This window comes from Chryseobacterium cupriresistens (genome assembly GCF_046614675.1).
In the GTDB taxonomy this organism is placed as follows: Bacteria; Bacteroidota; Bacteroidia; order Flavobacteriales; family Weeksellaceae; genus Chryseobacterium; species Chryseobacterium cupriresistens.
On the sequence record NZ_JBKKJT010000003.1, the window covers coordinates 465,700 to 490,783 of the forward strand.

At 33.3% G+C, this 25,084-nt stretch carries 18 protein-coding genes; 9 read left to right on the forward strand and 9 right to left on the reverse strand.

The annotated features are described in order from the left end of the window. Positions 1–68: 68 nt before the first annotated feature. The 5 genes from ACLI50_RS11015 (at position 69) to ACLI50_RS11035 (ending at position 9,648) form a co-directional block, all read left to right on the forward strand. Positions 69–2,960, forward strand: coding sequence for a type I restriction endonuclease subunit R (locus ACLI50_RS11015; protein ID WP_411413767.1), 2,892 nt, complete (start codon positions 69–71; stop codon positions 2,958–2,960). Between the two features lie 15 nt (positions 2,961–2,975). Beyond that, the gene (locus ACLI50_RS11020; RefSeq protein WP_411413768.1) at positions 2,976–6,341 is read left to right on the forward strand and encodes a reverse transcriptase domain-containing protein; all 3,366 of its coding nucleotides are present in this window, start codon (positions 2,976–2,978) and stop codon (positions 6,339–6,341) included. A gap of 437 nt (positions 6,342–6,778) precedes the next feature. Further along, on the forward strand, positions 6,779–7,033 hold the full coding sequence (locus tag ACLI50_RS11025; protein WP_411413769.1) for a hypothetical protein: 255 nt from the start codon (positions 6,779–6,781) through the stop codon (positions 7,031–7,033). 88 nt (positions 7,034–7,121) lie between these two features. Beyond that, entirely contained in the window at positions 7,122–8,495 is a 1,374-nt protein-coding gene (locus tag ACLI50_RS11030) for a site-specific integrase (protein WP_411413770.1), read from the forward strand. A gap of 145 nt (positions 8,496–8,640) precedes the next feature. Next, complete coding sequence (locus ACLI50_RS11035; RefSeq protein WP_411413771.1) at positions 8,641–9,648, forward strand: S41 family peptidase; 1,008 nt, start codon at positions 8,641–8,643, stop codon at positions 9,646–9,648. 141 nt (positions 9,649–9,789) lie between these two features. Here ACLI50_RS11035 and ACLI50_RS11040 read toward each other — a convergent pair whose 3' ends face one another. The 9 genes from ACLI50_RS11040 to ACLI50_RS11080 all read right to left on the reverse strand — a co-directional run bounded on the left by ACLI50_RS11040 (position 9,790) and on the right by ACLI50_RS11080 (position 14,808). Next, positions 9,790–10,092: a hypothetical protein gene (locus tag ACLI50_RS11040; protein ID WP_411413772.1), complete on the reverse strand. Its 303-nt coding sequence runs from the start codon at positions 10,090–10,092 to the stop codon at positions 9,790–9,792. After that, on the reverse strand, positions 10,079–10,357 hold the full coding sequence (locus ACLI50_RS11045) for a helix-turn-helix domain-containing protein (RefSeq protein WP_411413773.1): 279 nt from the start codon (positions 10,355–10,357) through the stop codon (positions 10,079–10,081). Before ACLI50_RS11045 ends, ACLI50_RS11040 begins: the two co-directional genes overlap by 14 nt. Positions 10,358–10,707: 350 nt before the next feature. Beyond that, positions 10,708–11,313: a hypothetical protein gene (locus ACLI50_RS11050; RefSeq protein ID WP_411413774.1), complete on the reverse strand. Its 606-nt coding sequence runs from the start codon at positions 11,311–11,313 to the stop codon at positions 10,708–10,710. Positions 11,314–11,685: 372 nt separating this feature from the next. Further along, complete coding sequence (locus ACLI50_RS11055) at positions 11,686–12,591, reverse strand: zeta toxin family protein (protein WP_411413775.1); 906 nt, start codon at positions 12,589–12,591, stop codon at positions 11,686–11,688. After that, positions 12,572–12,961: a hypothetical protein gene (locus ACLI50_RS11060; protein WP_411413776.1), complete on the reverse strand. Its 390-nt coding sequence runs from the start codon at positions 12,959–12,961 to the stop codon at positions 12,572–12,574. Before ACLI50_RS11060 ends, ACLI50_RS11055 begins: the two co-directional genes overlap by 20 nt. 31 nt (positions 12,962–12,992) lie before the next feature. Beyond that, positions 12,993–13,301: a DUF6922 domain-containing protein gene (locus ACLI50_RS11065; protein WP_411413777.1), complete on the reverse strand. Its 309-nt coding sequence runs from the start codon at positions 13,299–13,301 to the stop codon at positions 12,993–12,995. A gap of 47 nt (positions 13,302–13,348) precedes the next feature. Continuing rightward, positions 13,349–13,717 carry a nucleotidyl transferase AbiEii/AbiGii toxin family protein gene (locus tag ACLI50_RS11070; RefSeq protein ID WP_411413778.1) on the reverse strand — a complete coding sequence of 123 codons (369 nt, stop codon included), beginning with the start codon at positions 13,715–13,717 and terminating at the stop codon, positions 13,349–13,351. Continuing rightward, entirely contained in the window at positions 13,718–14,050 is a 333-nt protein-coding gene (locus tag ACLI50_RS11075; protein ID WP_411413779.1) for a nucleotidyl transferase AbiEii/AbiGii toxin family protein, read from the reverse strand. A 290-nt stretch (positions 14,051–14,340) separates the two neighbouring features. Further along, positions 14,341–14,808 carry a DUF3408 domain-containing protein gene (locus ACLI50_RS11080; RefSeq protein WP_411413780.1) on the reverse strand — a complete coding sequence of 156 codons (468 nt, stop codon included), beginning with the start codon at positions 14,806–14,808 and terminating at the stop codon, positions 14,341–14,343. A gap of 414 nt (positions 14,809–15,222) precedes the next feature. On the opposite strand from ACLI50_RS11080, the gene ACLI50_RS11085 reads away from it, so the two are divergent. The 4 genes from ACLI50_RS11085 to ACLI50_RS11100 all read left to right on the forward strand — a co-directional run bounded on the left by ACLI50_RS11085 (position 15,223) and on the right by ACLI50_RS11100 (position 24,851). After that, entirely contained in the window at positions 15,223–16,221 is a 999-nt protein-coding gene (locus tag ACLI50_RS11085; RefSeq protein WP_411413781.1) for a DUF8464 domain-containing protein, read from the forward strand. A gap of 368 nt (positions 16,222–16,589) precedes the next feature. Continuing rightward, positions 16,590–18,209, forward strand: a complete 1,620-nt coding sequence (locus ACLI50_RS11090) for a T9SS type A sorting domain-containing protein (RefSeq protein ID WP_411413782.1) — start codon at positions 16,590–16,592, stop codon at positions 18,207–18,209. Between the two features lie 6 nt (positions 18,210–18,215). Further along, a complete protein-coding gene (locus ACLI50_RS11095; protein WP_411413783.1) occupies positions 18,216–21,452 on the forward strand; it encodes an RHS repeat domain-containing protein in 3,237 nt (1,078 codons plus the stop codon). A 6-nt stretch (positions 21,453–21,458) separates the two neighbouring features. Beyond that, entirely contained in the window at positions 21,459–24,851 is a 3,393-nt protein-coding gene (locus tag ACLI50_RS11100) for a DUF6443 domain-containing protein (RefSeq protein WP_411413784.1), read from the forward strand. Positions 24,852–25,084: the final 233 nt, after the last annotated feature.

Consider the following 25,084-nt stretch of genomic DNA (forward strand, 5'->3'; position numbering starts at 1 on the left):
TAAAACTGAAATAACTTTGTCAAAGTTCTGAGCTTTGACAAAGTTTTTAACCAAAAACTCAAAACCGAATGTCAAGTCAGCCGGAATATATTTTAGAGCAGAAATTAGTAGAACAATTACAACAGTTAGGTCATAAAAAAGTTACAATATGTAATGAAGCAGACCTCATTAAAAACCTAAAGACTCAGCTCGAAGTTCACAATAAAAAAACATTCTCAGATACTGAGTTTGAAAAAATCCTTAATCATCTTTCCAAAGGAAATGTTTTTGAAAAAGCCAAAATATTACGTGACCGTTTTCATTTTTTTAAAGATGACGGTACTTCGGAATGGATTGAATTCATCAGCCAGGACCATTGGTGCCAGAATCAGTTTCAGGTAACAAATCAAATTGCTCAGGAAGGAAACTTTAAAAACAGATATGATGTAACCATTCTCATTAACGGATTACCTTTGGTACAGATTGAGCTGAAACGTCGAGGACTGGAAATGAAAGAGGCTTTTGACCAGATTGATAGATATAGGCATCAATCTTTTAATTCAGGATATGGTTTATTTAATTATGTGCAAATTTTTGTTATCAGTAATGGAGAAAACACAAAATATTATGCTAACAGCATCAATGTACGTCAAAAAGTAAGCGAGAGTTTTGAACAAACTTTTTATTGGTCTGATGAAGAAAATAATAATATCACTCAAATTGATAAATTTGCTTCCTCATTCTTAGAACCTTGCCATTTAGCAAAAATGATTACAAAATATATTGTACTCAATCAAGCTCACAAAATTTTAATGGTTTTAAGACCATATCAATATTATGCTGTTGAAAAAATTGTAGACCGCGTAAAAAACACCAATAAAAACGGTTTCATATGGCATACTACAGGTTCTGGGAAAACATTGACATCCTTTAAAGCCAGTCAGATTTTAAAAGAAATATCAAATATAGAAAAAGTAATTTTTGTCGTTGACAGAAAGGATTTGGATTACCAAACCCAGCTTGAGTTTAATGCATTTGAAGCGGGAAGTGTAGATACTACAAATAATACAAAAAACTTAGTTCAAAAACTTGCGGGTAATACTAAATTAATTGTTACAACACTTCAAAAGCTCAATACCGCAATCACTAAAGAAAAGCACGGAAATAAAATTGAACATCTGAAAAATAAAAAAGTAATTTTTATTTTTGATGAATGTCACAGAAGTCAATTTGGAGAAACTCACCAAAACATTAAAAAGCACTTCCAGAAAGCACAGATGATAGGTTTTACCGGAACTCCGATTTCAGAGGTTAACTCTGTGGGATTGTTGGATGGAAAACCCGCTACAACGAATCGCTTATTTGAGGAACCTTTGCATAAATATGTAATTACTGATGCTATTGGTGATGGAAATGTTTTGAAGTTTTCCGTAGAATATGTAGGTAGATATAGAGAAAAAGAGAACAGTAACACTTATATAGATACGGATGTTGAAGCAATAGATACACAAGAATTATTAGATAGCCCTAAACGTATTGAAAAGATAGCAGACTATATTATTTCTCAATACGACAGAAAAACTAATAACAAAATGTTCAATGCAATGTTTTGTGTAAGCAGCATTGAGGTTTTACAGCAATATTACGATTTATTTCAAAAGAAAAAGGAAGAAGGAAAACACAATTTAAAAATAGCAACAATATTTAGCTATGGAACTAACATTCCTGAAAAAAATGCAACTGGGGACTTTAAATTGGAAGATGAAGATGATTTGGCACGTGTTGCTGAACCAAAAGCTAATTACGGAGATTCTCACGACAGAGTAGTATTAGAAAGATATATTGGACACTATAATGAAATGTTCGGTATGAATTACACTACAAAAGATAGCCAAAGCTTCTATGAATATTATAATAACGTTTCTAAAAGAGTTAAAAATAAAGACATAGACTTGCTATTAGTAGTAAATATGTTTTTAACAGGATTTGATAGTAAAACGTTAAACACACTATTTGTTGATAAAAATTTAAAATATCACGGTTTAATTCAGGCGTTTTCAAGAACTAACAGAATTCTTGACAAGAGTAAATCTCAAGGTAATATTGTTTGCTTCCGAAACCTTAAATCTGCTACGGATGATGCAATAACTCTTTTTTCAAACAAAAATGCTATCAAAGATATTGTTATTCTTCCAATAGAAGACTATGTTAAACTTTTTAATGATGCTCTAGAAAAGTTAAAGGTTGTAGCACCAGAAATACAAACCGTTAGTACTTATAAATCTGAAGAAGAAAAATTGGAATTCATCAAAGCTTTTCGTGAGTTAATGCGTGTTCTGAATGTATTAAAATCATTTGCAGATTTTAGTTTTGATAAAATTGAAATAGATGAAGACGAATTTGAAGGATATAAAGGTAAATATTTAGATTTATGGAATGAAGTTAGAGTAGGAATAAATAATGGAAATGGAAAAGTGAGCATCCTTGATGATGTTGATTTTGAGCTGGAACTGATTCATCGAGATGAAATCAATGTAAGTTATATTCTTTCATTACTGGCCAATTTGACGGATTCTAATCTGAAAGGCAGTAAGCTGGAACAAAAGAAAAAAGAAATCAGGGATATTCTTTCCGGCGATGCAAAATTACGAAGCAAAAAAGAACTCATAGAAAAATTCATCGAAGAAAACCTGCCTCATATTTCTGACGGAGACAACGTCAATGAAGAATTTGAAAAATACTGGAATAAAGAAAAAAACTCTGCTTTTGAAAAAATTGCAACCGAAGAATCTTTGAATAAAGACAGATTCCGGGATGCCATTGATGATTTTCTTTTCACTTCCAAAACTCCAAAGATAAGTGACACCTTAAAACTGCTTGAAATAAAGCCAAAGCTTACTGAACGAAATAATATCGGAAGACGAATTATTCAGAAAGTGCAGGATTTTGTGGAGGTGTTTATTGATGGGGTGGCAAGTTAAAACAAAATGTAAATTATGAATAATAATAATTTTATTGAATATTTCACTCCAAGTGAAGTTTTCTTAGCATACAAAAAAGTTAAACATTTTTTTTACTATGATAATGCTAACTTATTAGAAAAAGAAAAATTAGCCAATTTTGAACAATTTGTTTTTTATGAAAATATTTATACAGATTGTAAATCTGATTTTATTGTAGTACAAAATGCGTTATATGTTCATATTTTAAATTTTGTTAATCAATATTTTAATTCTAAATCAGGTATTTTAGAACTAAGTAAAAAAATTAGGTTGATAAAACTGCCAAAGAAATTAAAAGATTCTAAATTAGATATAATAACAAATAAATCGAATTCTGAAGAAAAATATGTAATTGAGAGAAGTAGCAAGTTTGCTGATTTTCCAGTAGAAGTACATATTTTATCAGTTCTTTGGATTATGTATAGTGGTCGATATCTACAGCCTGATATTCATAGTGCAAGTTTCGCTAATATATTAGATTTTGAGTTTTTAAATCACAAATCAGAACCTTCTGAAAATCTAAAATTATTTAAACCATATTTCGTACAATATCAACTATGGAGAGATACTGCTATTAAAAAAGCTGAATCTTTACTAGAAGAAAAACGAGATGTAACAATTTTGAGTTTGGATATAAAAGATTTTTTTCATTCTATATCTCTTAACATAAAAGATGTTTTCGAAAAAATTGATTTTAATTTTAAGAAAATATCAAATGATAAAATTATTCTAAGAAAAATTGAATCAATTAATTCTATTTTTTTTAAAATTCATCACTCATATAAGTTAATTTTAGAAGATTATAAGAATACTAAATATGAAGTATTTCCTTTACCTGTTGGGCTAATATCTTCAGGATTATTATCTAATTATTATTTAAGCGAATTAGATAATCGAATAGTAGATAATCTTAACCCTGCATTTTATGGTCGATATGTTGATGATCTGATGTTTGTTTTTTCCGATTTAAATAGCAATATAGACAGTAATTTAAATTCATCAATAATTTCATTTCTTAACAAAAATTTTGTTGAAAAAGGAATTCTTAATTTTAAGATTGAAAATACTGATATAAAGAATATTTATTTTCGTAATAATAGATTTGTTGAATACAAGAATAATATAAATTTATCTGATTTAGAACAATATATCTCTAAGTTTAATATTTCCGATAGTCAATTAAACTCTTTTCTTGTTGATAATATTAAATTCGAAGTAACTAATATTGATATCGACGATTATGAAAGATATAATCAAGTTTTTAACTATGAAAACTTACAAATTCAAAGTAGTAAAATTGTCTTGCATTTTTTAGCTCATAAGGAATCCAAAGCAATTATTAATATATTTAAAAGGAAACTTGATAATCAAAGGAGCGAATTTCGTTTTTTACCAGATGAAGATGAAATAAGTGAAAAATTTGACGAGGAGGCTTTTGAACTAAAATATAATGATTCAATTAATAAGTTTAGAAGTATTAGCGATTTTTCGGAAAACAAATATGGTGCCTCCAAGTTTTTAGCAAAAATGATATTTGCTAAAAGTTATGGGAATCAAGAGTTCGATGAAGATTCAGACAATCAAATTTTAACTTTTTTTAGAGGAGAGTTAGCTGTAAAGTTTTATTCTCTTTGGGAAAAAGTCGCAACTTACTTTATTGTAAGTAATCGCGTAGATTATTTAGTTCAATTTAAACGCAACATTGAAAATTCTATTATCAAAACAGAATTTAGTAATGAAATAGAAATTAATAAGTTTCAAAAAGATATTTTTATAGAATATCTACGTGTGTCGATTTCAATTCCTTTAGCGTTGAATCCTTCTCTTGTAAGAAATATTAGAAATATTGGAAAGGATGAATATCAGTTTTTTAGATTATGTGAAATAACTGCGTTTAAATTACGTGCTAGTAATTTGTTTAGGCATTCTCTGATGTCAATCCCGGCTTGTAATTTGACAAATATTTTATATACAAAGCTTAGTTTGCTTGAAAAAGATTTCAATTATTATGATTTTGAAAATTTAGGAAAAAAAAGTAAACAAAACATTGAAAGAAATGAATTATTTCACCTTTGTAAAAAATTATGCTACTTAGCACCTAACTATGTACAATTTCACGAAGTAAATATCTTAAGAATAATAGATGTAATTTCTAATTTTGATGATAAAAAGAAAAAAATAGAAATTCCTGAATTTAATTATCTGTATCCAATAATTGATTCTAAAGAAATCAAAGAAGATAAAACTTTAAATGTAAATATTGAGCATATTATCAATAGGATTCCTGATGACAGTTTTAATCTATATTACTTTATAAATTATTCTTGGAAAGCAGGTTTCTCTACAAAAAAAAGAGAAAAGTTAAAAAATAAATATTTTCAGATTTCTGTATTGAATTCAAATGGAAGTATTCAAGCATTAAATATTGATATTAAAGGAGATATTCTTAAAGATGAAAAACTTAATGGAATTGATAAAAGCGTAGCAATTGCAAATATGAAAGTTCATACAAGTGATATGTTTGCAAGTATTCACAATAATGCTAATGTTAAAAAGGATCGGAGGAAATTGGTTTTCAATCTAATTAATGATGCTGATAGAGGTAATGCTGATTTATTAGTTTTCCCAGAAGTGTCAATACCTTATTCTTGGATTAGATTACTTGCAGAAAGAAGTCACAAAAGATATATGGGAATCGTAGCAGGATTAGAGCATTGGGTAAATAAGAAAAAGATTGTATTTAATTTTTTGGTGACAATCTTACCATTTAAAATTAATCATTATAATACTTCACTAGTGAAATTGAGACTAAAAAATCATTACTCTCACTCCGAAACACATTTAATCAAAGGTTACAGACTTAAAATACCTAATCGAGAGGGAAAAGATTGTTTTAAGATGACATACGACCTTTTTCATTGGAGAAAAACTTATTTTTCAGTATATAACTGTTTTGAGTTAGCAGATATTTATCATAGATCTATTTTTAAATCTAAAGTTGATTTTATTGTAGCCTCCGAATATAATAGAGATACAAATTATTTTTCAGATATAGCAGGAGCTTGGGTTCGTGATATCCATTCCTATTTTATTCAAGTCAATTCTTCAGATTTTGGTGATTCCAGAATTATTCAGCCAGCAAAATCATATGAAAAGGATTTAGTTCAAGTAAAAGGAGGCTTAAATTCTGTCGTTCTAATTGATAAACTAAAAATTTCAGATCTAAGAACTTTTCAATTTAAAGAGTACCACTTACAAAAAGACGATATTGATAAAGGTAAAACAACACTTAAACCAACACCGCCAGATTTTGATCGAGATAATGTGAAAATTAGAATGAAAAACAAAGATTTTAAATGATTAAGGTGTTTTTTACAAATTGTAGATGTTAAATAAAAAATAAAAACAGAAGCCAAAGATAATTCGCTCCCCAATCCAACAGCTAAATTCTGTCAAGGTCAAGCCCTCCGGATTTTCGGAAAAACTTTTTGCGTATAAAAATCTACGCAAAAACTTTTTCCAAAAAACCTTGACAGATGCCACGCTCATTTTCAAAAGGCTTTCTTTTTTTCTTTTTTTTCGTTTTCTTTTAGAAATATTTTAATTGAGAAGTTTCAGTCGCAAAGAGAAGGACTAAATTTTTATTTGAAACCTAAAAAAACCTGTTCAAATTTTGGTCTTTTTACTTGCAGTTTTGAGCAAAAATTTTTAGCTTTACTACGTAAAATTTAAATTAGGATTTTACCACTTTTTTGCCAATGTCCTATTTAGGGCCATTCACAAAGATGCTACAGCAAATGCTTATCAATAAAGCGATGAAGAAAGGGTACAAAATCCCTCACTCTCCGCATTTAGCGAAAACGGAAGTTTTCAAAAAGCATCAAAAAATAGATAAATCCTGCAAAATCAACAATTTGCAGGATTTTTTGTTTATGGCGACTGCTGTAATTTTCAAAAATACTCCAAAAGTTTGTGGCAAATTTGTGGCAATTTTAAAATCCGATAAAAATTGCCACAAAATAGAGTTCAAATTGCCACAAAAACACCTGTAATTAATTTATAATGAACAGGTTGTAAATCTAAACATCTTGATTTGTAGAGCTTTTAGTTTGACATTTATAACTTCAAAAATGTTGAATTATGTTAGTAGAACAAAGCTATGGGCTCACTTTCTTCCTAAAGAGCTCAAAAAATGAGAAGATTCGCCACATCTATGTGCGGATAACAGTAGATGGTATCCCCAAAGAAACATCTACCAAACGAAAATGGTATCCCGACAGGTGGGATCAAAAAGAAGGCAAGGCTATAGGTACTAAAGAAGATGCCAAAACGCTCAATCTTTTCCTTGAATCTTTAACCACCAGGATCAATAGTTATAGAACGGAGTTAATGAATAATAATATTCCTATTACCTCTATTGATCTTATTAATTTTGTAAACGGTAAGTATAAGCCTCACAATAAAGTTCTTGAAGAATTTCAGGAACATAATGATGAGATGGCTAAACTGGTTGTTACAAAAGAATATTCCAGAGGCACCCACGAACGTTATGTTACTGCACGATCTCACGTGGAGGAATTTATCAAGTTTAAGTACGATAAAAGTGACTTAGAATTCAGTGCGCTTAATTATGAATTTGTTAAGGATTATGACCTATACCTAAAGACCGTAAGAAATTGTTCCAATAACACATCCTTGAAATATATCAGTAATTTTAAAAAAATTGTTTTGAGGGCTGTGGCAAAAGAAATCATTGCGAAAGATCCGTTCAGGATGTTTGTGAGCAAGAAAACCAAGGTTAAAAAGAAGCCTTTAACAAAAGCAGAACTGAGAAGAATAGAAGAAAAAGAATTTAGTTCAGAACGATTAACGGCCATCCGGGATATCTTTGTATTTCAGTGTTACACTGGATTGTCCTACATTGATGCTTTTCAGTTAAAATGGGAAAATATTAAAGAAGCAGACGATGGAAGCATGTGGATTATGTCAAGCCGGCAAAAATCAAAATCACAGACCGATATTCCTCTCCTTCCCAAAGCGTTGGAAATAATCGCTAAATATAAAACTGATCCATTATGCCTGAAAAGAGGAGCGGTTCTTCCGGGTCGGTCTAATCAGAAAACAAATGAATATTTAAAAGAGATCGCCGTTCTCTGCGAATTAAGCACAACGCTTAATACCCATAAAGCCCGACGTACCTTTGCCAGTACAGTTACTTTAAACAACGGTGTATCGATACATGTTGTTAAAGAGATGCTGGGACACTATTCTGTAAAACAGACGGAAGAATATGCTATTACAGAACAGGCATCAATTTCCCGTGAAATGAAAGAACTTGAATCTAAATTGAATAATAGGGACAATTTCAACAAAGACTTAGGAAAGTTCCTGGAACAGCTCGAAAAAGAATTCCACGATTTGAAGAATTCCCGGGACAATCACTCTGATATTTCTTTTGCAGATAGATGTGATTCTTTTAAAAATATGCTTGATAGGGTAAAGGCAATTGTCTAATGAAAAAAATAAGCTTCAATAAATTAAATATTGAAGCTTATTTTTGTGAATCAAATTTTTAATAACGAATGGTAAAACAACTAAAACCTTCAAATATTTTATAATTTTGACTAACCAAAATTTAAACCATATTAATAATCTAATTATGAATAAACCCTTCTTTTTGATATCTTTCTTATTCTTTTGGACATTTTCATTTTCTCAAAGTTTTAAAAATGACAGTATAAAATTATTTATTGATAAATCTATTGAATTGATAGAGGCAAATTCAATTCATACAGAAAAACTCATAGATATTAAACGTGAATTATATAATAAATCCCAAACTCTTAACTCAATAGATGAAGTTGCACCTTTTTATGATGAAGTTTTTAAACAGCTTAATGATTATCATGGAGGGTTAAAATATAAAGGAAAAACATATGGATGGAATAATCCCAATGTTATAACCAATGCCTATCTAAAGGACAAAATAAAAATTAACGAAATAACATATAGTGAAGTAATTGAAAAGGAAATTGGATATATCAGAATTACAGGAAATAATGATTTTGCTTTTAAAAAAGTAGATAGTTTAGCAAACGATATTGTATCTCATATCAATGCTGTAAATTCAAATAAAATTAAAGGATGGATTATAGATTTGAGATTAAATACGGGCGGGAATATGTATCCGATATTACTTGGTTTGAAAGAGTTGATTGGAAATAATGTAATATTCGGCGGGTTTAGAAATGCTCAAAACAAAACTACAGGAAATTGGGAAATCAAAGAAGGGAAATTGTTGATTGACGGCATTGTGCTAGATAGACAAATAGATTTAGATTACCCTATAAAAACTGATATTCCTGTAGTTATGTTAACGAGTTGCTATACTGCTAGTGCAGGAGAAATGACAGTCATATCTTTTATAGGAAGAAATAACACATATGTTGTAGGAGAGCCAACGGCAAATTATACCACGGCAGTACAAGGCTTTGTAATAAATGAAAATGCCGGAATTAATTTATCAACAGATTATGTTGTGGACAGAAATTTAAAGGTTTATAAATCAAACATTTTACCTGATTTTGAAGTTTTAGGTGGAGATAATTTAGAATATTTAAAAAATGACCATAAAATAATCAAAGCATTGGAATTGCTAAGAAAATAGCAAAATAATTGAATATATAACAAAAGCCTTTCAGTAATGTTGTTGAAAGGCTTTTATTTCAATTGTAAAATTTGAAATATATCAAAGATCACTTTTTTAGAAATTGCCTCACTCAATAATATTGCGTCTAGTGTTTGTGAATCATCCTTTCTGTTTGCGAATGATCTCTACGGTACTTCGATAATCAGGATGGTAGGATGGTACATATTTGATATAACCGAGCTTCTGTAGCTCCTTAAAATACTTATGGTAACTGGTTATTGTCTTGATATGAGAAAGAGTCATAAGCTTGCTCCTGCTCACCCGGATAATCCATTTTTCATTTTGTTTACAGGCAAGCCTTGCGATGGAAAGCAGTAATGAAATATGCCAGACATTCAGATCATGATCATGATCTAATTCGTCCAAAAAATCGAACCATCTTTGGAGGTCATTTGCTTTCATCGTCAAAAAGGTGTTGAAGATCTTCTTTATTATAATAATAAGAGCCTAATACTTTCTTGTGTCGAATTTTTCCAGTGATCCGGAGATTCTGTAGAGTAGAGGCAGAAATATTTAGAGCTTTACGTATAGCCTTACTTCGCATCCAGCCAAATTCTTCATTTCCCTTCGCACTCTCACCTTTAAGTTTGGTGTCAATTAATGTTCCGATGTCTGAAATGATCTGAGCTCTGAGTAATTCCAGATCCTTTTTTGTGATTGTCTCCATATCTAAAAATTTTGATGTATACAAAATTTCTATTTAAAAGTACATGTTCAGTCAAATTGGAATTTTGAGGTATTGTTTTTCCTTTATTTGCCTAATGTTTCAGCTTATTTCTCAGGCTCCAAATAATATTCTATCACGTAACAAATTCCGTCATTGGCTGTAAAACCAGCTCCATACCTGAATTCATATTTCTATGTAGGTAAGCCTGTCTCTTTTAATAAAAGACACTTAGCACAAGTAATTCCTTAATCAGTGGATGAAATATTTATACTTGTTATAGATCTTGTCGATTAATATGGTAGAATTCAAACCCCGAAATCAATATTCAAAATTCAAAATCATCCCCACCCTCATTGCCTGTCATTGATCTTTTCAATTCTCTTTTTAAGACGGTCAGCATCAATAATCGAAGTGACTGCGCTAAAGCTAAAATATGCTAATATAAAGAGCGGCGATCCTAAAATATAGATCAGCAAAACCTCTGAAAGCTTGCTGACTTCAAATTGCGAAAAATAAATAATTATTGAAAATCCAAGCATCACGAAGATAAGAGAACTAATCACAGTTGCATTTTTAAAAAGCAGTATCCGTCGGGATAGTTTTATTATAAGTGATCCATCTTCACCGAAACGTAAGTGCGGTTTTGCACTTTTGATATGGCCCCATTGATAATCTTCCCCCAGTAAATCTTTCAATTCGATATATGCTGGAATGCTTTTACAATTTGTTTTGATTCCGGTCATAATAAAGAAAAGATTTTCCTGTACTGTTTGTTTTACAAAATTATTTTTAAAATCATCATCAATATTCTCTAACAAATGTTTTGAATCAATTAGATATTGCATTTTTTGAAACTTCCGCTTTAAAAAAAAGTTTAAGAAAAATGGGGCAATAACTGCGGATATAATTACAGTTACAATTGATGCAATGATCTGAATAATTCCATTAATATCCATATTATTAATATTTTTAGAGAGGAAATATAGATAATAAAAAATTAGCTTTCTAGCGTTTACTTGAATTATTTGATCGTTAATAATTTTCGCTAAGCAATTTTTAATATCTCCTCTTATAAATCAGGGATAATATCGCAAATATTCAGAAGAAAATTATTTGGGCTTATTATTTTTTACGACATCTTTCGTTAATCAAAACGATGAACACTGCAATAAGAATGCGGTTTATTTCAGAACAATGATGGATTTCATGTTTCCATTACAATACTATTTTAATATAAACCATAAGCCTCCGCCCCTTAGGTTCATGTATAAAAATATATGATGAAATGGTGATACGTATTAATATTGCGTTCAGTGGCAATTTTTGTTCTACATTTTCAGTTCTATATTACCAGAAACAGCATTAACTATTCCCAGATCCTCCCTGAAACGATCTATTTCAGCCGGATCTGCTGAGCGTTTACACATCATCTCCCATACATCATTGCAGGATTGCATAAAATATTCCTCCAGCTTTGGATGCCAGGGACTATGAATTTCCTCATTATATATTTGAAGTACATCTGTTGGGTTGTGGCAAGCTAATGTCAATCCTTTAAACAGACTGGAATACTCAAGTGAGATATTGCGTGAGTATATGTAGATATTATCGTATAGTGAACTGCTTGCTACATATTGTGTTGTTATGGGGATCGCATTATAGCGGATGTCATGAGCTTGTTTTGAGACCCTCCTTCCAAGGCCAAGATTTTCAATGCTGTTTTCATAACGGATAAAAGTCCCTAACAGACTCAGACGGGGATTCACGGCGACTAACATAATATTCGCTTCATAATCACTGTCTTTGATTTGCCTGATGGTATCATCCAGGCGTTTACCGGATGAAAAAGTTGTTTCAAGAATAAAATTCAGACGCTTAGCCTGACAGTATTCACATAAAAGATCATTCCATCTCTGGGCATATTCCGCTGTAATTTCAGGGTAGAAGGTGGGATACCTCTTTTTGAATCTCTTCGATAAGGGATGAAAATCCCTGAGATTGTCCGCATTACAGATCACAGCATTATCGCCCAGCATAGCACTTTCTTCCTTTTCGAGTTCTGTTTTTCCCGATCCGGGGGCTCCACCCAAAATAATAGCCTTTGGATATTCGGACGGTAGATAACCTGCCGTTAATTCTTCGACAATGATGTCAAATATATCGTCAAAATCCTTTTCTGATAACCGATATCGCTCACGGAACTTTTCAAGCTGATCAATAGACCTGTTTACCATTGTTGATTTCCTCTAACAGCGGGGCATAAGTATCAATAATATTTCTCATGCGACCGACATCCCTAAAATTATCCGAATTTCTGTTGATCTTCCTTATCTCTTCTGAAAACTCTTTTAAGTTTTCGATTCTTTTTAACTTAGGATTCTTCTTCCTGAGTTCTAAAAAACGTTCCCTTCCTGCATAGGCAATCAGTTCATTAAGTATGGAATTCATGCTTTCTGTAAGAACATACCAGTCAAGGGGATTTTGAAGCACATTGAAATTGATATTTTGATGGTTTAAATAAGTTTCAATCAGTACCCATTCCCTATAATCCAGCACAACAGAAACCGGATTGCCTTCTTGGTCTTTTATGATCTCCTTTTCCATAAATTTATCATCATTTGAGCCTATTTATCAACTATATCCAGTGGTAGGGTTTATCCTTGCGGTTCAGATAACAGTACATTTCTTCCTTCTTAAGTTCAGGAAAGAATCTAAGAGCATCTTCTATTGCATAATTGGGAAGAAAGAAGATCTCATCCTTTAATGCTTTTAAAACCTTTTCACGACCGTAAAAACGGACGATCTCGTCAACTTCTTTTTGCCCCCCTCTTTCGATAATACGGGTGATAACTGCAACATACATTTTTTGCCAGTCCACTTTATCTATATCCGTATCCCAGAAATATTTGTGATGAAGATTGGGCTTATGAGCATTTTTTACCATATTTTTCATACTGTAAATATACTGAATTTCATTAGTTTACGCAATAATTATCGGCGAAAACCTCTACCTTTTTTTGGCGGTTTCTTTCCATTTTCCTGTTTAAAATTTATCTCAAATTTCATTTCAGGATTAACAGTTGCTTTTTTCAAACGCTCTGACATTCTTGGCCAATTGTTCTCTTTTTCTTTCATCATTGAAACATCAAAAGCCTTATCAAAATCAATATTGCCAAAAAAGGAAAGTGCATAAGCAGCTAAAAAATCATGACCGTCATATTTTTTCTCATATGCCTGAAGATAGTCCTTAAGAGGTTTCTCTTCCAGAAGAAAATACATATCCACAAAATCTTTTAACCTTTTTCCACTCTGAAAAATGGCATGGAGTTTCATCGCACCAATATCCTCATTAGAGATCATTCAAATACCTTCGTACATTTCTACAGGATTTAATAAAGGATATTTGTGGGTAACGATATCAACCTTTATATCATTAATATGGGTAAGTACAGTATTGCTAAAAAGTCTGCTTTCCGTAATGATTGCATCATACTTTTGATTCAGGTAATAAAGCATCTCCTGTGAATCAAAATCTTTTGTGGTGAATAAATCTATATCTACTGATTTTCGATGTCCTATTTTTAGGGATAATGCAGTCCCTCCGACTAAGATGAAGTCTTTGAGTTTTTCATCTTTCATCAGCTTTTGGAGTAGCTCCCACATTTCATTGCTGACAGTTTCTTTGTATAACATAACGGATCATTTTTTTTGCAAATTATTGCTGTAAATGATCCGTTATGTTAAAGTGGTATACAAGGGCTTCTTTTGGCTTTTATTGTCCTATTTGTATTTTATAGATGAGTTTGACAGTAACCTGCAGCCATATAAATAATGGCTTATTTTTTATCTATTTAATATAACATAGCGACTTCGGAGCGTGTTTTAAGTCCCACAGGGCAAGTTGTTTTGAGCTGCGGAAATTATTCCGAGCTGCTCAAAAGATAAGTTGCTCCTTTCGGTGAAAGGATATTTAGCATACATGCTTAAAATAATGGTTTGTTTCTATCTTCATAAATCTTATAAATCAATTCTTCAAACTCCTTAAAATGATGTTCAATGATATTGTCCAGATAAGCATACATTGTCAGCCTGTCAATTTCAAGTCCGGCGATTAGCTTTAAGAATTTCTGATGGAATTCTGGACGGATGTATACAGTCCTCCCTTTGCTTGCATTTTGTTTTGGAATTTTAAAGAAGGTTTCAAAATATTCCTTTTCCGTTAATCTCTGAGATTTTGACCGTCTGGTTCCACCCACAGATGATTTGCTTTTCCCAGGTTCAGCATTTATAGACGTATCCGGCTCCATGGCATGCTTTAAATAATCATCGTCGCTTACACGCCGATGATCATCCAATTTTTGTCCCGTTTGGCCGGAGCTCTCAGTTAAGTTTTTCTTTTTCATAGGATCACCTGTTTCATTGTTATGATTAAATAGGTTTTTATTTTCCATAGGATATCAGATTAAGTATTTATCATCTTTTTTCTGTTAATTTAGTACCTTATGCATCATTATAAAGCCAGTCTACTATGCCGTTAGCATTTTTATAAAACTGCTAATTATCATTATATAAGCATACCAAATTGTAAAGTCATCATGTCAGCGTGTAATGATTTCATCTTCTTATGATTTTAATTTGTCAGCAATATATAAAGCTATAAAGCCAGCGATATGACAAATTAAATACATGAATTCGGATATTAACGTATTGCTGTATTGATAGGTACTGTTTTTCCTTTTCTGTCCTAATATGACGAGCTATAAATCGGACCATTAAGAAACTAAAGGACAAATACAGCCACTATCCGCCATATTATCCAGTTTCATTGGACACTTTGCTATCTTCTGAAAAATAGATGAAGCAAAATGAACTGTAAGCAATTAAATTCCATAGGGCTGGAAGAAGTCCTCGTTTTTCTCGGACATCTTCCAACCCGACAAAATGAAAAAGAAGCATGGTATCTCAGTCCTTTTGGGCCTGAATCCAATGCCTCTTTTAAAGTTGACAGGCCGAAGAACCTCTGGTATCTCTTCTCACAAGGAACAGGCGGTACCACGACCGATTTTATTCAGAAATATTTTAATATATCGGTAAAAGGAGCTTTAGAATGGGCATCCAAGCAAAATTTTTCTTCTTTTCACCAGCAAGCAAAACCTTTAAAATCTCATCCTAATTATCATATAGACAGGATTATGGATATTGCTCATCCTAATCTAATCTCTTATCTCTATGAAAGAGGTTTAAGTGGAAAAGTATATCCATTTATCAAAGAATTATGGTTTACCATCGAGAACAAACAACTTTATGCCGTAGGTTTTAAGAATAATTCTGAGGGTTGGGAGCTTAGAAACGCTTTCTACAAAGGGGCTTTACATAAAAAAGATATTACTGTCCTATCATTTCCAAAAGAAACCGAATCGGTCAGCAATAACAAAACCCAAAAGAATACAACTAATCAAAAAATAGCGGTTTTTGAAGGCTTTACAGATGCCCTGTCTTTTATCGAAATGCAAAAATCTTTCGAGGGAGATCTGCTGGTATTAAATTCTACGGCAATGCTTCAAAAGGCTTTAGCGCTACTTGATTCGTACTTTGAGATAAGCCTGTTTTTGGATAATGATCCCGCAGGCAGAGAATGCGCACGGAAGATTCTAAAAGCTTATCCCCACGCCAAGGACTTTTCCCATGTTTATTCAGATCACAAAGATTTAAATGAGTATCTCATTGCAAAAAAGAAGCATCATTCTCATGTGACAATCAATACACCGACAACAACGACAGCAAAAAACGAGCATATAGAAAAACAGAATGAGTGTAGAGAAGAAACAAACAGGATAAAGAAAAGGGTGCGCAGGAGAATGTAGCACTGTGCTTTTTACAAACTGTCTGCAAAAGTTAGGAGCTCATTCGCAACTTTGAAAGTCCTTGCGTCCTAACAAAGTTGCTGATTCGCTCTACGAGGCTTTGGAGTAATATTTCAAGAATTGATAAAGTACCTTATTTTTTACATTGAACTTGATCTACAAGATTTTTTAAAAATAGAATATTTTTATAACGATAAAAAACGACAAGTTCTGTCGTAATGGCAATATATTTTTGTCTCAAAAATTAAGATATATCTGTAAGTGTTTCATGATCAATACCAAATAAAAAAAACACGAAAAAATGGGGATTTTCCCATGTTGTTTAATACCAAATAATATTAAATTCGCGCAGAATTTTTAAAACATCTATGAGAAAACTTTATCTCGGTGCATTTACTTTATGTACGGTCTTGAGCTTAACCGCCCAAGAAGTGGTGTGGCAGAAAGACATCAAATCCTATACCCAGGATTTTTTGAGTCAGGTCACTACAACTATCGATCAACAGTACCTTATTACGGGAAGCTCTATTCAAAGCAAAAAGCAACAACCTTCAGTCAGTAAGCAAAACAACGGTTACGATTTTCACCTTGTAAAGCTCAATCAGCAGGGACAAGAGGCCTGGGAAAAATATTTCTCAGGACAGAACCATGATTATTTATCAGCAACAGTTACTACGCAAGATGGCGGATTTTTTCTAGCAGGAACATCCTATTCTGGGAAAGGTCTTGATAAAAAAGAGGATTCCAAAGGAGGATCAGACGTCTGGCTGATCAGAATTAATGAATTTGGTGATGAATTATGGCAAAAGACACTCGGAAGTTCTTCCGATGAAGAAGCAAGATCTGTTATTCAAACAACAGATTTAGGATTCTTTGTGGCCGGTAATGTACAGCATTCTTCAAAAGGTTATGGTTCCAAAGACGTCTGGATTATCAGACTGGATAAAAACGGAAAAGAACTTTCCCAGTTAATTTTAGGTGGAAAAGGCTTAGACGAAGTAGAAAAGATGATTCCAACGAAAGATGGCGGAGCATTACTTGGTATTTACTCAAGAAGCTCCGAGGTTCGTGCTTCGGTATCTGATGCAGGTAATCATTCACTCAGCAAACAGCAGTCTGCTACTTCAAAAGCAATTAACCAGATGTCAAAATCCAGCAGCAATTATGGTGAGGGTGATTACTGGATCGTGAAATTGGACAAAAACGGAAAAGTTGAATGGGAAAAGAATTTTGGAGGAAAAGGTGATGATCATCTGAGAACCCTGGCGTTAACTTCAACTGGTTTTATCATTGGTGGAGAATCCAGATCAGAAAGATCAGGAAACAAAACTGTCGGATTGGAAGAAGGAACAGACTTATGGCTGATTTCCTTGAATGAAAGAGGCGAAGAGCAATGGCAAAAATCTTACAATTTCAAAAATCGTGATATTCTGATGAGTATGAGCGTTCTTCATTCGGTAGATGATAAATCTTCCAAAGGAATTTTATTAGGAGGTTATACTCAAGCCGAAGGAAGAGTAGAAACCGATGATGAAACCTTCTGGATGCTCTATTTGGATCAGAACGGAAATGAGCAGTGGAGAAAACACGTCAAAGGAGAATCCAGACAAAAAGAAGAAAGACTTTCTGATTTAAAGCTGAACAGAGACGGATCAATTATTTTGGCCGGAACCAGCGCAGAAGAACTGGGTAAAGAAAACTGGAAGATTGTCAAGTTAGGAGATAAACAGGTTGATCAGCTGATTGAAAAATACGATATCAAAATCTATCCAAATCCTGTTTCTGATTATACTTACGTAGAAATCGGATTTGATTTTAAAGATGCAGATATTCTGTTGTATGATATGAGTGGAAGACAGCTTCAGAGTATTAAAACTAAGAACAGAGTGACTAAGATTAATACACAGGCTTTGGTTCAGGGAGCTTATCTGGTGACGATAAAAACGGATAACAACAAAACGGCGAATGCTAAATTAATTAAGAAATAAAACAAAATGAAGAAAACAATAATGCTGTTGGGAACATTATCAGCAATGCATTTATTGGGACAATCTGGGGTTGCTCCAACAAATAAATTTGCAATAACGGTAAAGAGTCCAGATGTTAGCCAGCTCTCTAAATTTATAGATATTCCTAATGCAACATCCACGGGAACTATAGGAGTAGATATACCAATCTACACAATAAATGTAGATGGTTATACATTACCCATTGAATTAAAAAACCATGCTTCGGGCGTAAAAGTGAGGGAGGTTGCCACTAAAGTTGGCTTGGGCTGGTCTTTAAGTATAGGAGGGGTTTCTCTGTCCAAACAGATATTTGGAGCTGATGACCGTGGCTGGATTCCCTATATAAACCCGGTTTCATTTAAACCTAATGAGGTTGAAGACGATAATGGTCTAGCGGCCAATGTTACGGGATTTAATGCAAATAATCCAGATATACCAGGTAAAAAACATGACACCCAACCCGATATCTTCTCGTATTCTATTGGAAAATTTTCGGGGGAGTTTTATCTGAGCAGTACGGGTCAGGTCATCCAGGTTCCTTATAATAATATCAAAATAGTTTTGAATGGTGTACTATTTGAAATAACAGATGATCAGGGAATTATCTATTATTTTTCACCTTCGAATCAAACCAGAACACTCGGAGGTTCAATACCTACAGATGATGACTATTTGTTATCGATGACTGATTATAAGATAGATAAAATTAAATTTCCATCGGGGAAAGAAATCAACTTTTCCTATATTAAAACTGATTATTATAAATATATAAGTAATCTTACTAAAAGGTATGAGATTAGCAAAGACTGTCAATACTCCACAATGAGTTCAGTGTATAGAGAATTTCTGAGCACAACAGAAGTTTTTGACGAAGAATCAATAGAGAGTATAAAAGTTGGAAATGAAAAAGTGGAGTTCACTTATTCTGGTAGCAGGCAGGATTTGAACAATGGTCTTTCTCTGGATAAAATTTCTGTAAAGAATGGTAACCAACAGGTATTAGCTTTTAATTTAATTAAAGATTATTTTAACAGTGCCGAAGTAATAGCTAATGACGCTACCACTGCCAAAAGACTTAAACTAAAAGAGGTTGTTAATTTAAATGATGGTTCAAAGTATAAGTTAACCTATAATGAGGAAAAGAGTTTGCCAAATAGACTCTCTGATGCGACAGATCACTTTGGTTTTTCAAACGGTAAGGGTTCTATTACCGGAATACCTTTTACACGATTTGCGGGGAAAAATTATGGAGAAAATATTGATAAAGAACAACATCTTGATTATGCCATATCGGGTAGTTTAAAGAAAATTCAGTACCCTACTGGAGGGAGTATGGAAATTGAATATGAAGGCGATGATTACTATATATCGAGACAGCAGACAACTTTTGAACCAAAGAGCGCGATGGTTGATGAAGATGTTGCTCCTTATTATGAGTTTTCAATTGCCGGACATAAAATTGTTGGATCTGATAGCAATACGGTAACCTTTACTTCTTACTTTTCCAGCCCTGTAAACCCGGATAATTCGACCCCTGATCTACCTGTGAAATCTTATTTTGAGGGGCAAATTCTGGATACGAATAATAACATTCTGAGCAATTTTATATTTACCGGATCACTACCTGTTCCAGTACCAAGAAGGGATGCCTATAGGTTAAGAATTATGAAAGTTAATTTGCATGGCGAGCCGCCGCATATCAATCTGGAAGATTATTCTGCAACATTCGGCCTGAGCTGGACAGAAGAAATAACAACAAACACTATTGGAAACTATAAAACAGGAGGCTTAAGAGTAAAAAAAATTACCAAAAAGGATGAAAATAATGCTGTTGCGCAGAGTGTTGAATATAATTATAATGATGATCAGGGGAAATCTACAGGAAACTATGTGGGTGACCCCGTAAATTATATTTACACTGCGCCTATATCAGCAGATCCAAATAGTCAGATTTGTCAGATAACGATGATTGGTAACAATGGCAGTTTCAATTCAAGTACAGTTAATGGAAAGCCAATAGTTTATGACAGGGTGCAGACAAAATTTGTCGGAAATCAAGATAGTTATAAAGTTGTGGATACATATTCCAATATTAGAGGGCAAAATCCAATTGTGGTTAATCCTACTATGTTTACCTATTTTGATGGGAAATATAATCTAGGTCAGATCAAAAAGAAAGAATATTTTAACTCATCAGACCAATTAGTTAAAAGTACTGATTTTGTATATGAAAATGATTATTATTTTAATAAATTTTCAAATGACTATAATCCTGCCGAGCCTTCTTTAGTAATTAAGCCTTATTCTCTTTTAATAAATGGTTATCACCTGTTTATTGCTGTTGGTTCACCTTACCCGCCAAGCTATAGAGCATATTATAATGTCGAACGTTATACAATCTCTTCTGCTTGGGTAAAACAAAAAAGCATCATATCAAAGACCTATTTCAATAATCAGCAATTGTCGGAGCGAACTGACTATTTTTATGATTCGAACTATAAACACTTAAGCCCTATCAGGGAAAAAGTAACATATTCGGATAATAGTTTAAGAGAAACATTATATGCTTATGCCCATGAGAAAAACAACCAATTGTTGATATCTAAAAATATGATAGGTATCCCCTTGGTTAACAATACACGACAGACAACAAACGGAATTACCAAGGTCATGTCAAGAGAAGAAACGTTTTATCCAACGGCTCTGCCACATGCAGTAACCGGAAATTTAGCACTGCCCCTATCTGAATATTCCAATGATTCATTAAGCCCTACTGTTGCCTCTAAGGAAATAACCTATGAAAAATATGATGATAAAGGAAATATTCTTCAGTACAGGGAGAAAGATGGTACACCTGTAAGTATTGTGTGGGGGTATAACCAGACCCAGCCGATTGCAAAAGTTGTTGGTTCTACTTATAGCCAAATAGAAGGCTCTATCAGTACTATAGTGACCAAATCCAACGAAGATGCCGCTGATCCAACTAAAGAAGGTGAATTATTGCAGGCCCTTGATGCATTTCAGCCTATAGGTATGGTAACCAAATATACTTATGATCCTTTGGTGGGAGTAACCACCATCACACCACCATCAGGAGTTAGAGAGCTGTATATTTATGACAGTTCAAACCGATTGAAGCAGATTCAGGTAAGGGAAAGAGACAACGCCGGAACCTTTAGTTATAAGGTGGTTAAAGAATTCAAGTACAACTATAAGCCGTAATGCATCATGAAAAGAATAAAATTATTAGGTCTGCTGTTTACAGCGCTAACAACCTATGCACAAAGTACGACAGAAAACTATATACAATCCAAAACCTGTTTAAATGGTGATTGCAGTAAGAAAACGGAAACCATCACCTATTTTGACGGATTGGGAAGGCCAAAACAGATCATTAGCGTAAAAGTAACCACTACCGGAAAGGATCTGGTGACGCCCATTACCTATGATGGGTTTGGAAGAAAGGATAAGGATATCCTTCCTGTCCCGGCTAATACCCTCAATTCAGCAATCCATACCGGAATTGTGAATGAGAGTACGGCTAATTCTTATTATGGAGCGGCCAATGCCTACACAGAAAAGCAGATAGAAAATTCTCCATTGGACAGGATACTGCAAGTGGCCCAGCCAGGTGATCCCTGGAAGATGAGCAGCGGCCATACCCAGAAATTTAAGTATGAAACAAACCTGGGAAGTGAGGTCAAGAAATTTATCACCACTACAACTACCAGTACGGTCGGAACGGATAATAAAACCGTTTCCTCTTTATCGATAGTACCGGGAAGTGAATTTTATACTGCAAAGACATTATACAAAAATACGGTAACTGATGAAGACGGAACTCCTGTAACAGAGTTCCAGAACGGACGTGGCGAGACGTTGTTGGTACGCCGGAATGATGGGATACAAAATATTGACACTTATTATGTCTACAATGAATACGGGCAAAAAGCATTTGTGATTCCTGCGCTGGCAGTAAAGAAAATTGAGGAGAATAACAATGTTGTTACTACTGAGATTATAAACAGCCTTTGCTACCAGTACCGCTACGATGGTCAGGATAGGCAGGTGGAAAAAAGACTACCGGGAAGGGACGATTGGGAATCTGTAGTGTATGATGCTGCCGACCGCCCCGTGCTTACTCAAGATGTAAACCTTAAAAATAAAGGACAATGGCTGTTGACCAAATATGATGTCTTTGGTCGCGTTGCCTATACCGGACTTATTGATGGAGGAAGCCGCGCAGACCTACAAGGACAAATCAAGAACCTTGTTATTAGCGAAACACCTACTGCCACAGGTTTCAGCAAAAATGGGTTTATGGTTTATTATACCAACACTCTTTTTACTAATTTTCAGACGCTTCTTTCCGTTAATTATTATGATTCTTATCCAAGGGATACTAAAGAGTTTCCGCCCTCAAAAATTCTTGAGCAGTACGTTATAAATGATGATAAGGCTCTCAATGGAGGTGTTACAACCCAAGGTCTTCCCACAGCGTCATATGTTAAAAATATTGAGGATGACAACTGGACCAAAACCTATTTCTATTACAATACCAAAGGCGGAAAAGTTGCGGAGAAAAGCTGGAATCATTTAGGAGGTTATACCAAAAAGGAATTCAAGCTTGATTTCACAGGTGCTGTAGATGAAAGCTATACCTATCATAAGAAAGGAAGTTCAGATGCTGAAGTGGTGATCAAAGAAAGTTTTGTGTATGATGATCAAAAAAGACTGCTGAAACATTATCATAAGGTGAACAGCCAACCAGAAGAACTGTTGGCAGAAAACACCTACAATGATCTTGGACAGCTTGTGAATAAAAAGACTGGGAATACCACCGGTACCCCTTTGCAGTCTATAGACCAGAGCTACAATATCAGAGGATGGATTACGAAAGTGAATGATCCTGCGAATTTAAACGGGAAGCTCTTTGCCTATGAGATCAAATACCATAATCCTGTGTACTCCACTGTTTCTACAGGAAAATATAATGGGAATATTGCAGAAATAGACTGGCAGGCAGCTGATGGCAGACCATTTAGCAGGTATAATTATCAGTACGATGTATTAAACAGGTTAAAAAACGGGATCTATTCTGAACCCAATACCACCGTTCCACAGAATAATTACTACAATGAAGCCCTAACCTATGATGTAAATGGAAATATCCAGACTTTAAAGAGAAACAGACAATTAGAGGGAGTCGGAGTGCTACAGATGGATAACCTTAGCTATGTTTATTCAGGCAACAGGCTTACAACAGTAAGTGATGCTTCGGGAAATTATGCAGGTTATCCCAGCACTTCCGGAAATCCTTTTACATACGACAGTAACGGGAATATGACAAGCCATTTAGATAAAGGCATGTTACAGATTGATTATAATTACCTCAATCTTCCCAACTTTATAAAATTTGACAAACAATACGTCTCTCATGATTGGCTGAATACCTTTTATGTCAATACAAAATACCTATATAATGCAAACGGGATTAAGTTGGCTAAAATCCATACCTATGGCTCAGGAAGAACCAATTTAGAAACCATTGAGAAAACAGACTATTTGGACGGATTTCAGTATGCCAATGATGTACTAAGTTTCGTACCTACTTCAGAAGGGTACTTTGATTTCGTTCAGAATAAGTATATTTACAATTATACAGATCAGTTGGGGAATATCAGACTGGCGTATTATAAGGATGCTTCTGGAAACCTGAAAGTGGATAGAACTACCCATTTTTATCCCTTCGGATTGGAGTTTGGAGGAGAATTAAATATTGTTAATTCAATAACTCCAAACTATACATATTCCACACAAGGACAGGAGAAACAATCGGAAACAGGCTGGAGTTCTTATAGATGGAGGAACTATGATGCTGCGATGGGAAGGTTCTTTAATGTTGATCCATTAAGTGAAAAGTATAACACCTGGTCAACTTATGCTTTCAGTGGAAACAGAGTTGTTGATGCAAGAGAATTGGAAGGATTAGAGCCTATGGAAATAAATAAAACTACTAAAAACTTAGTTATTGTAACTCAAGGATGGGTAGGGAATCCACCTAATGGGGCAACACAAGCTCAAAATTTTGTTAAAACAAATAAGGATGGAGGAATAGATTATGATGGTATAGGAATTATTAATAATCTGAATAGCAAAACAACACAAGTAGGTATCTTTGCCTCTTCAAAAGGGGAAAATACTAAAAATGATATTTTATCATCAATTCAAAGTTTTAGGAAACAGAGTCCGAACGGTAAATTAATTATGGTTGGACATAGTATGGGAGCTGACAATGAGGTTGAACTTGTAAATGAACATCCTAATATCAAAGTTGATTTGTTATTTACATTAGATATAGCTGATGATCCAAGAGCTGGGATAGATGATGATAACATACCATCTAATGTTAAGACTGCTGTTAATTATTATAATAAAAATGATGGATTCATGCATTCTGGGATAGGTGGAGAAGATATCGAAATTAATGATCCTTCAAAGACCAAAGGAATAAATGTACCTGTAAGTGCAGCTCATACACAAATTGATAATAAATATCGCTATAATGCATACAATGCTGTAGTAAAAGAGTTAAATACAAAAGAAAAAAAGAAACCATGAGAAAAAATATTATAATTTTACTAATTAATATTGCTTATTTCCTTTTAATAGTAATTTTTTCTAAAAGTGATTATACATTCTTAACGACACAAAATGTTATGATTACTCTTTCCTTAATAGGTGGCTTATATAGTTTATATGGCTGTATTAATTCAATAAAAATCAAAAACAAATTTAAATGGCTGTTTTTAGCAATTAATGTAGTGTTTTTTTTAATATATTCTTATGGATTA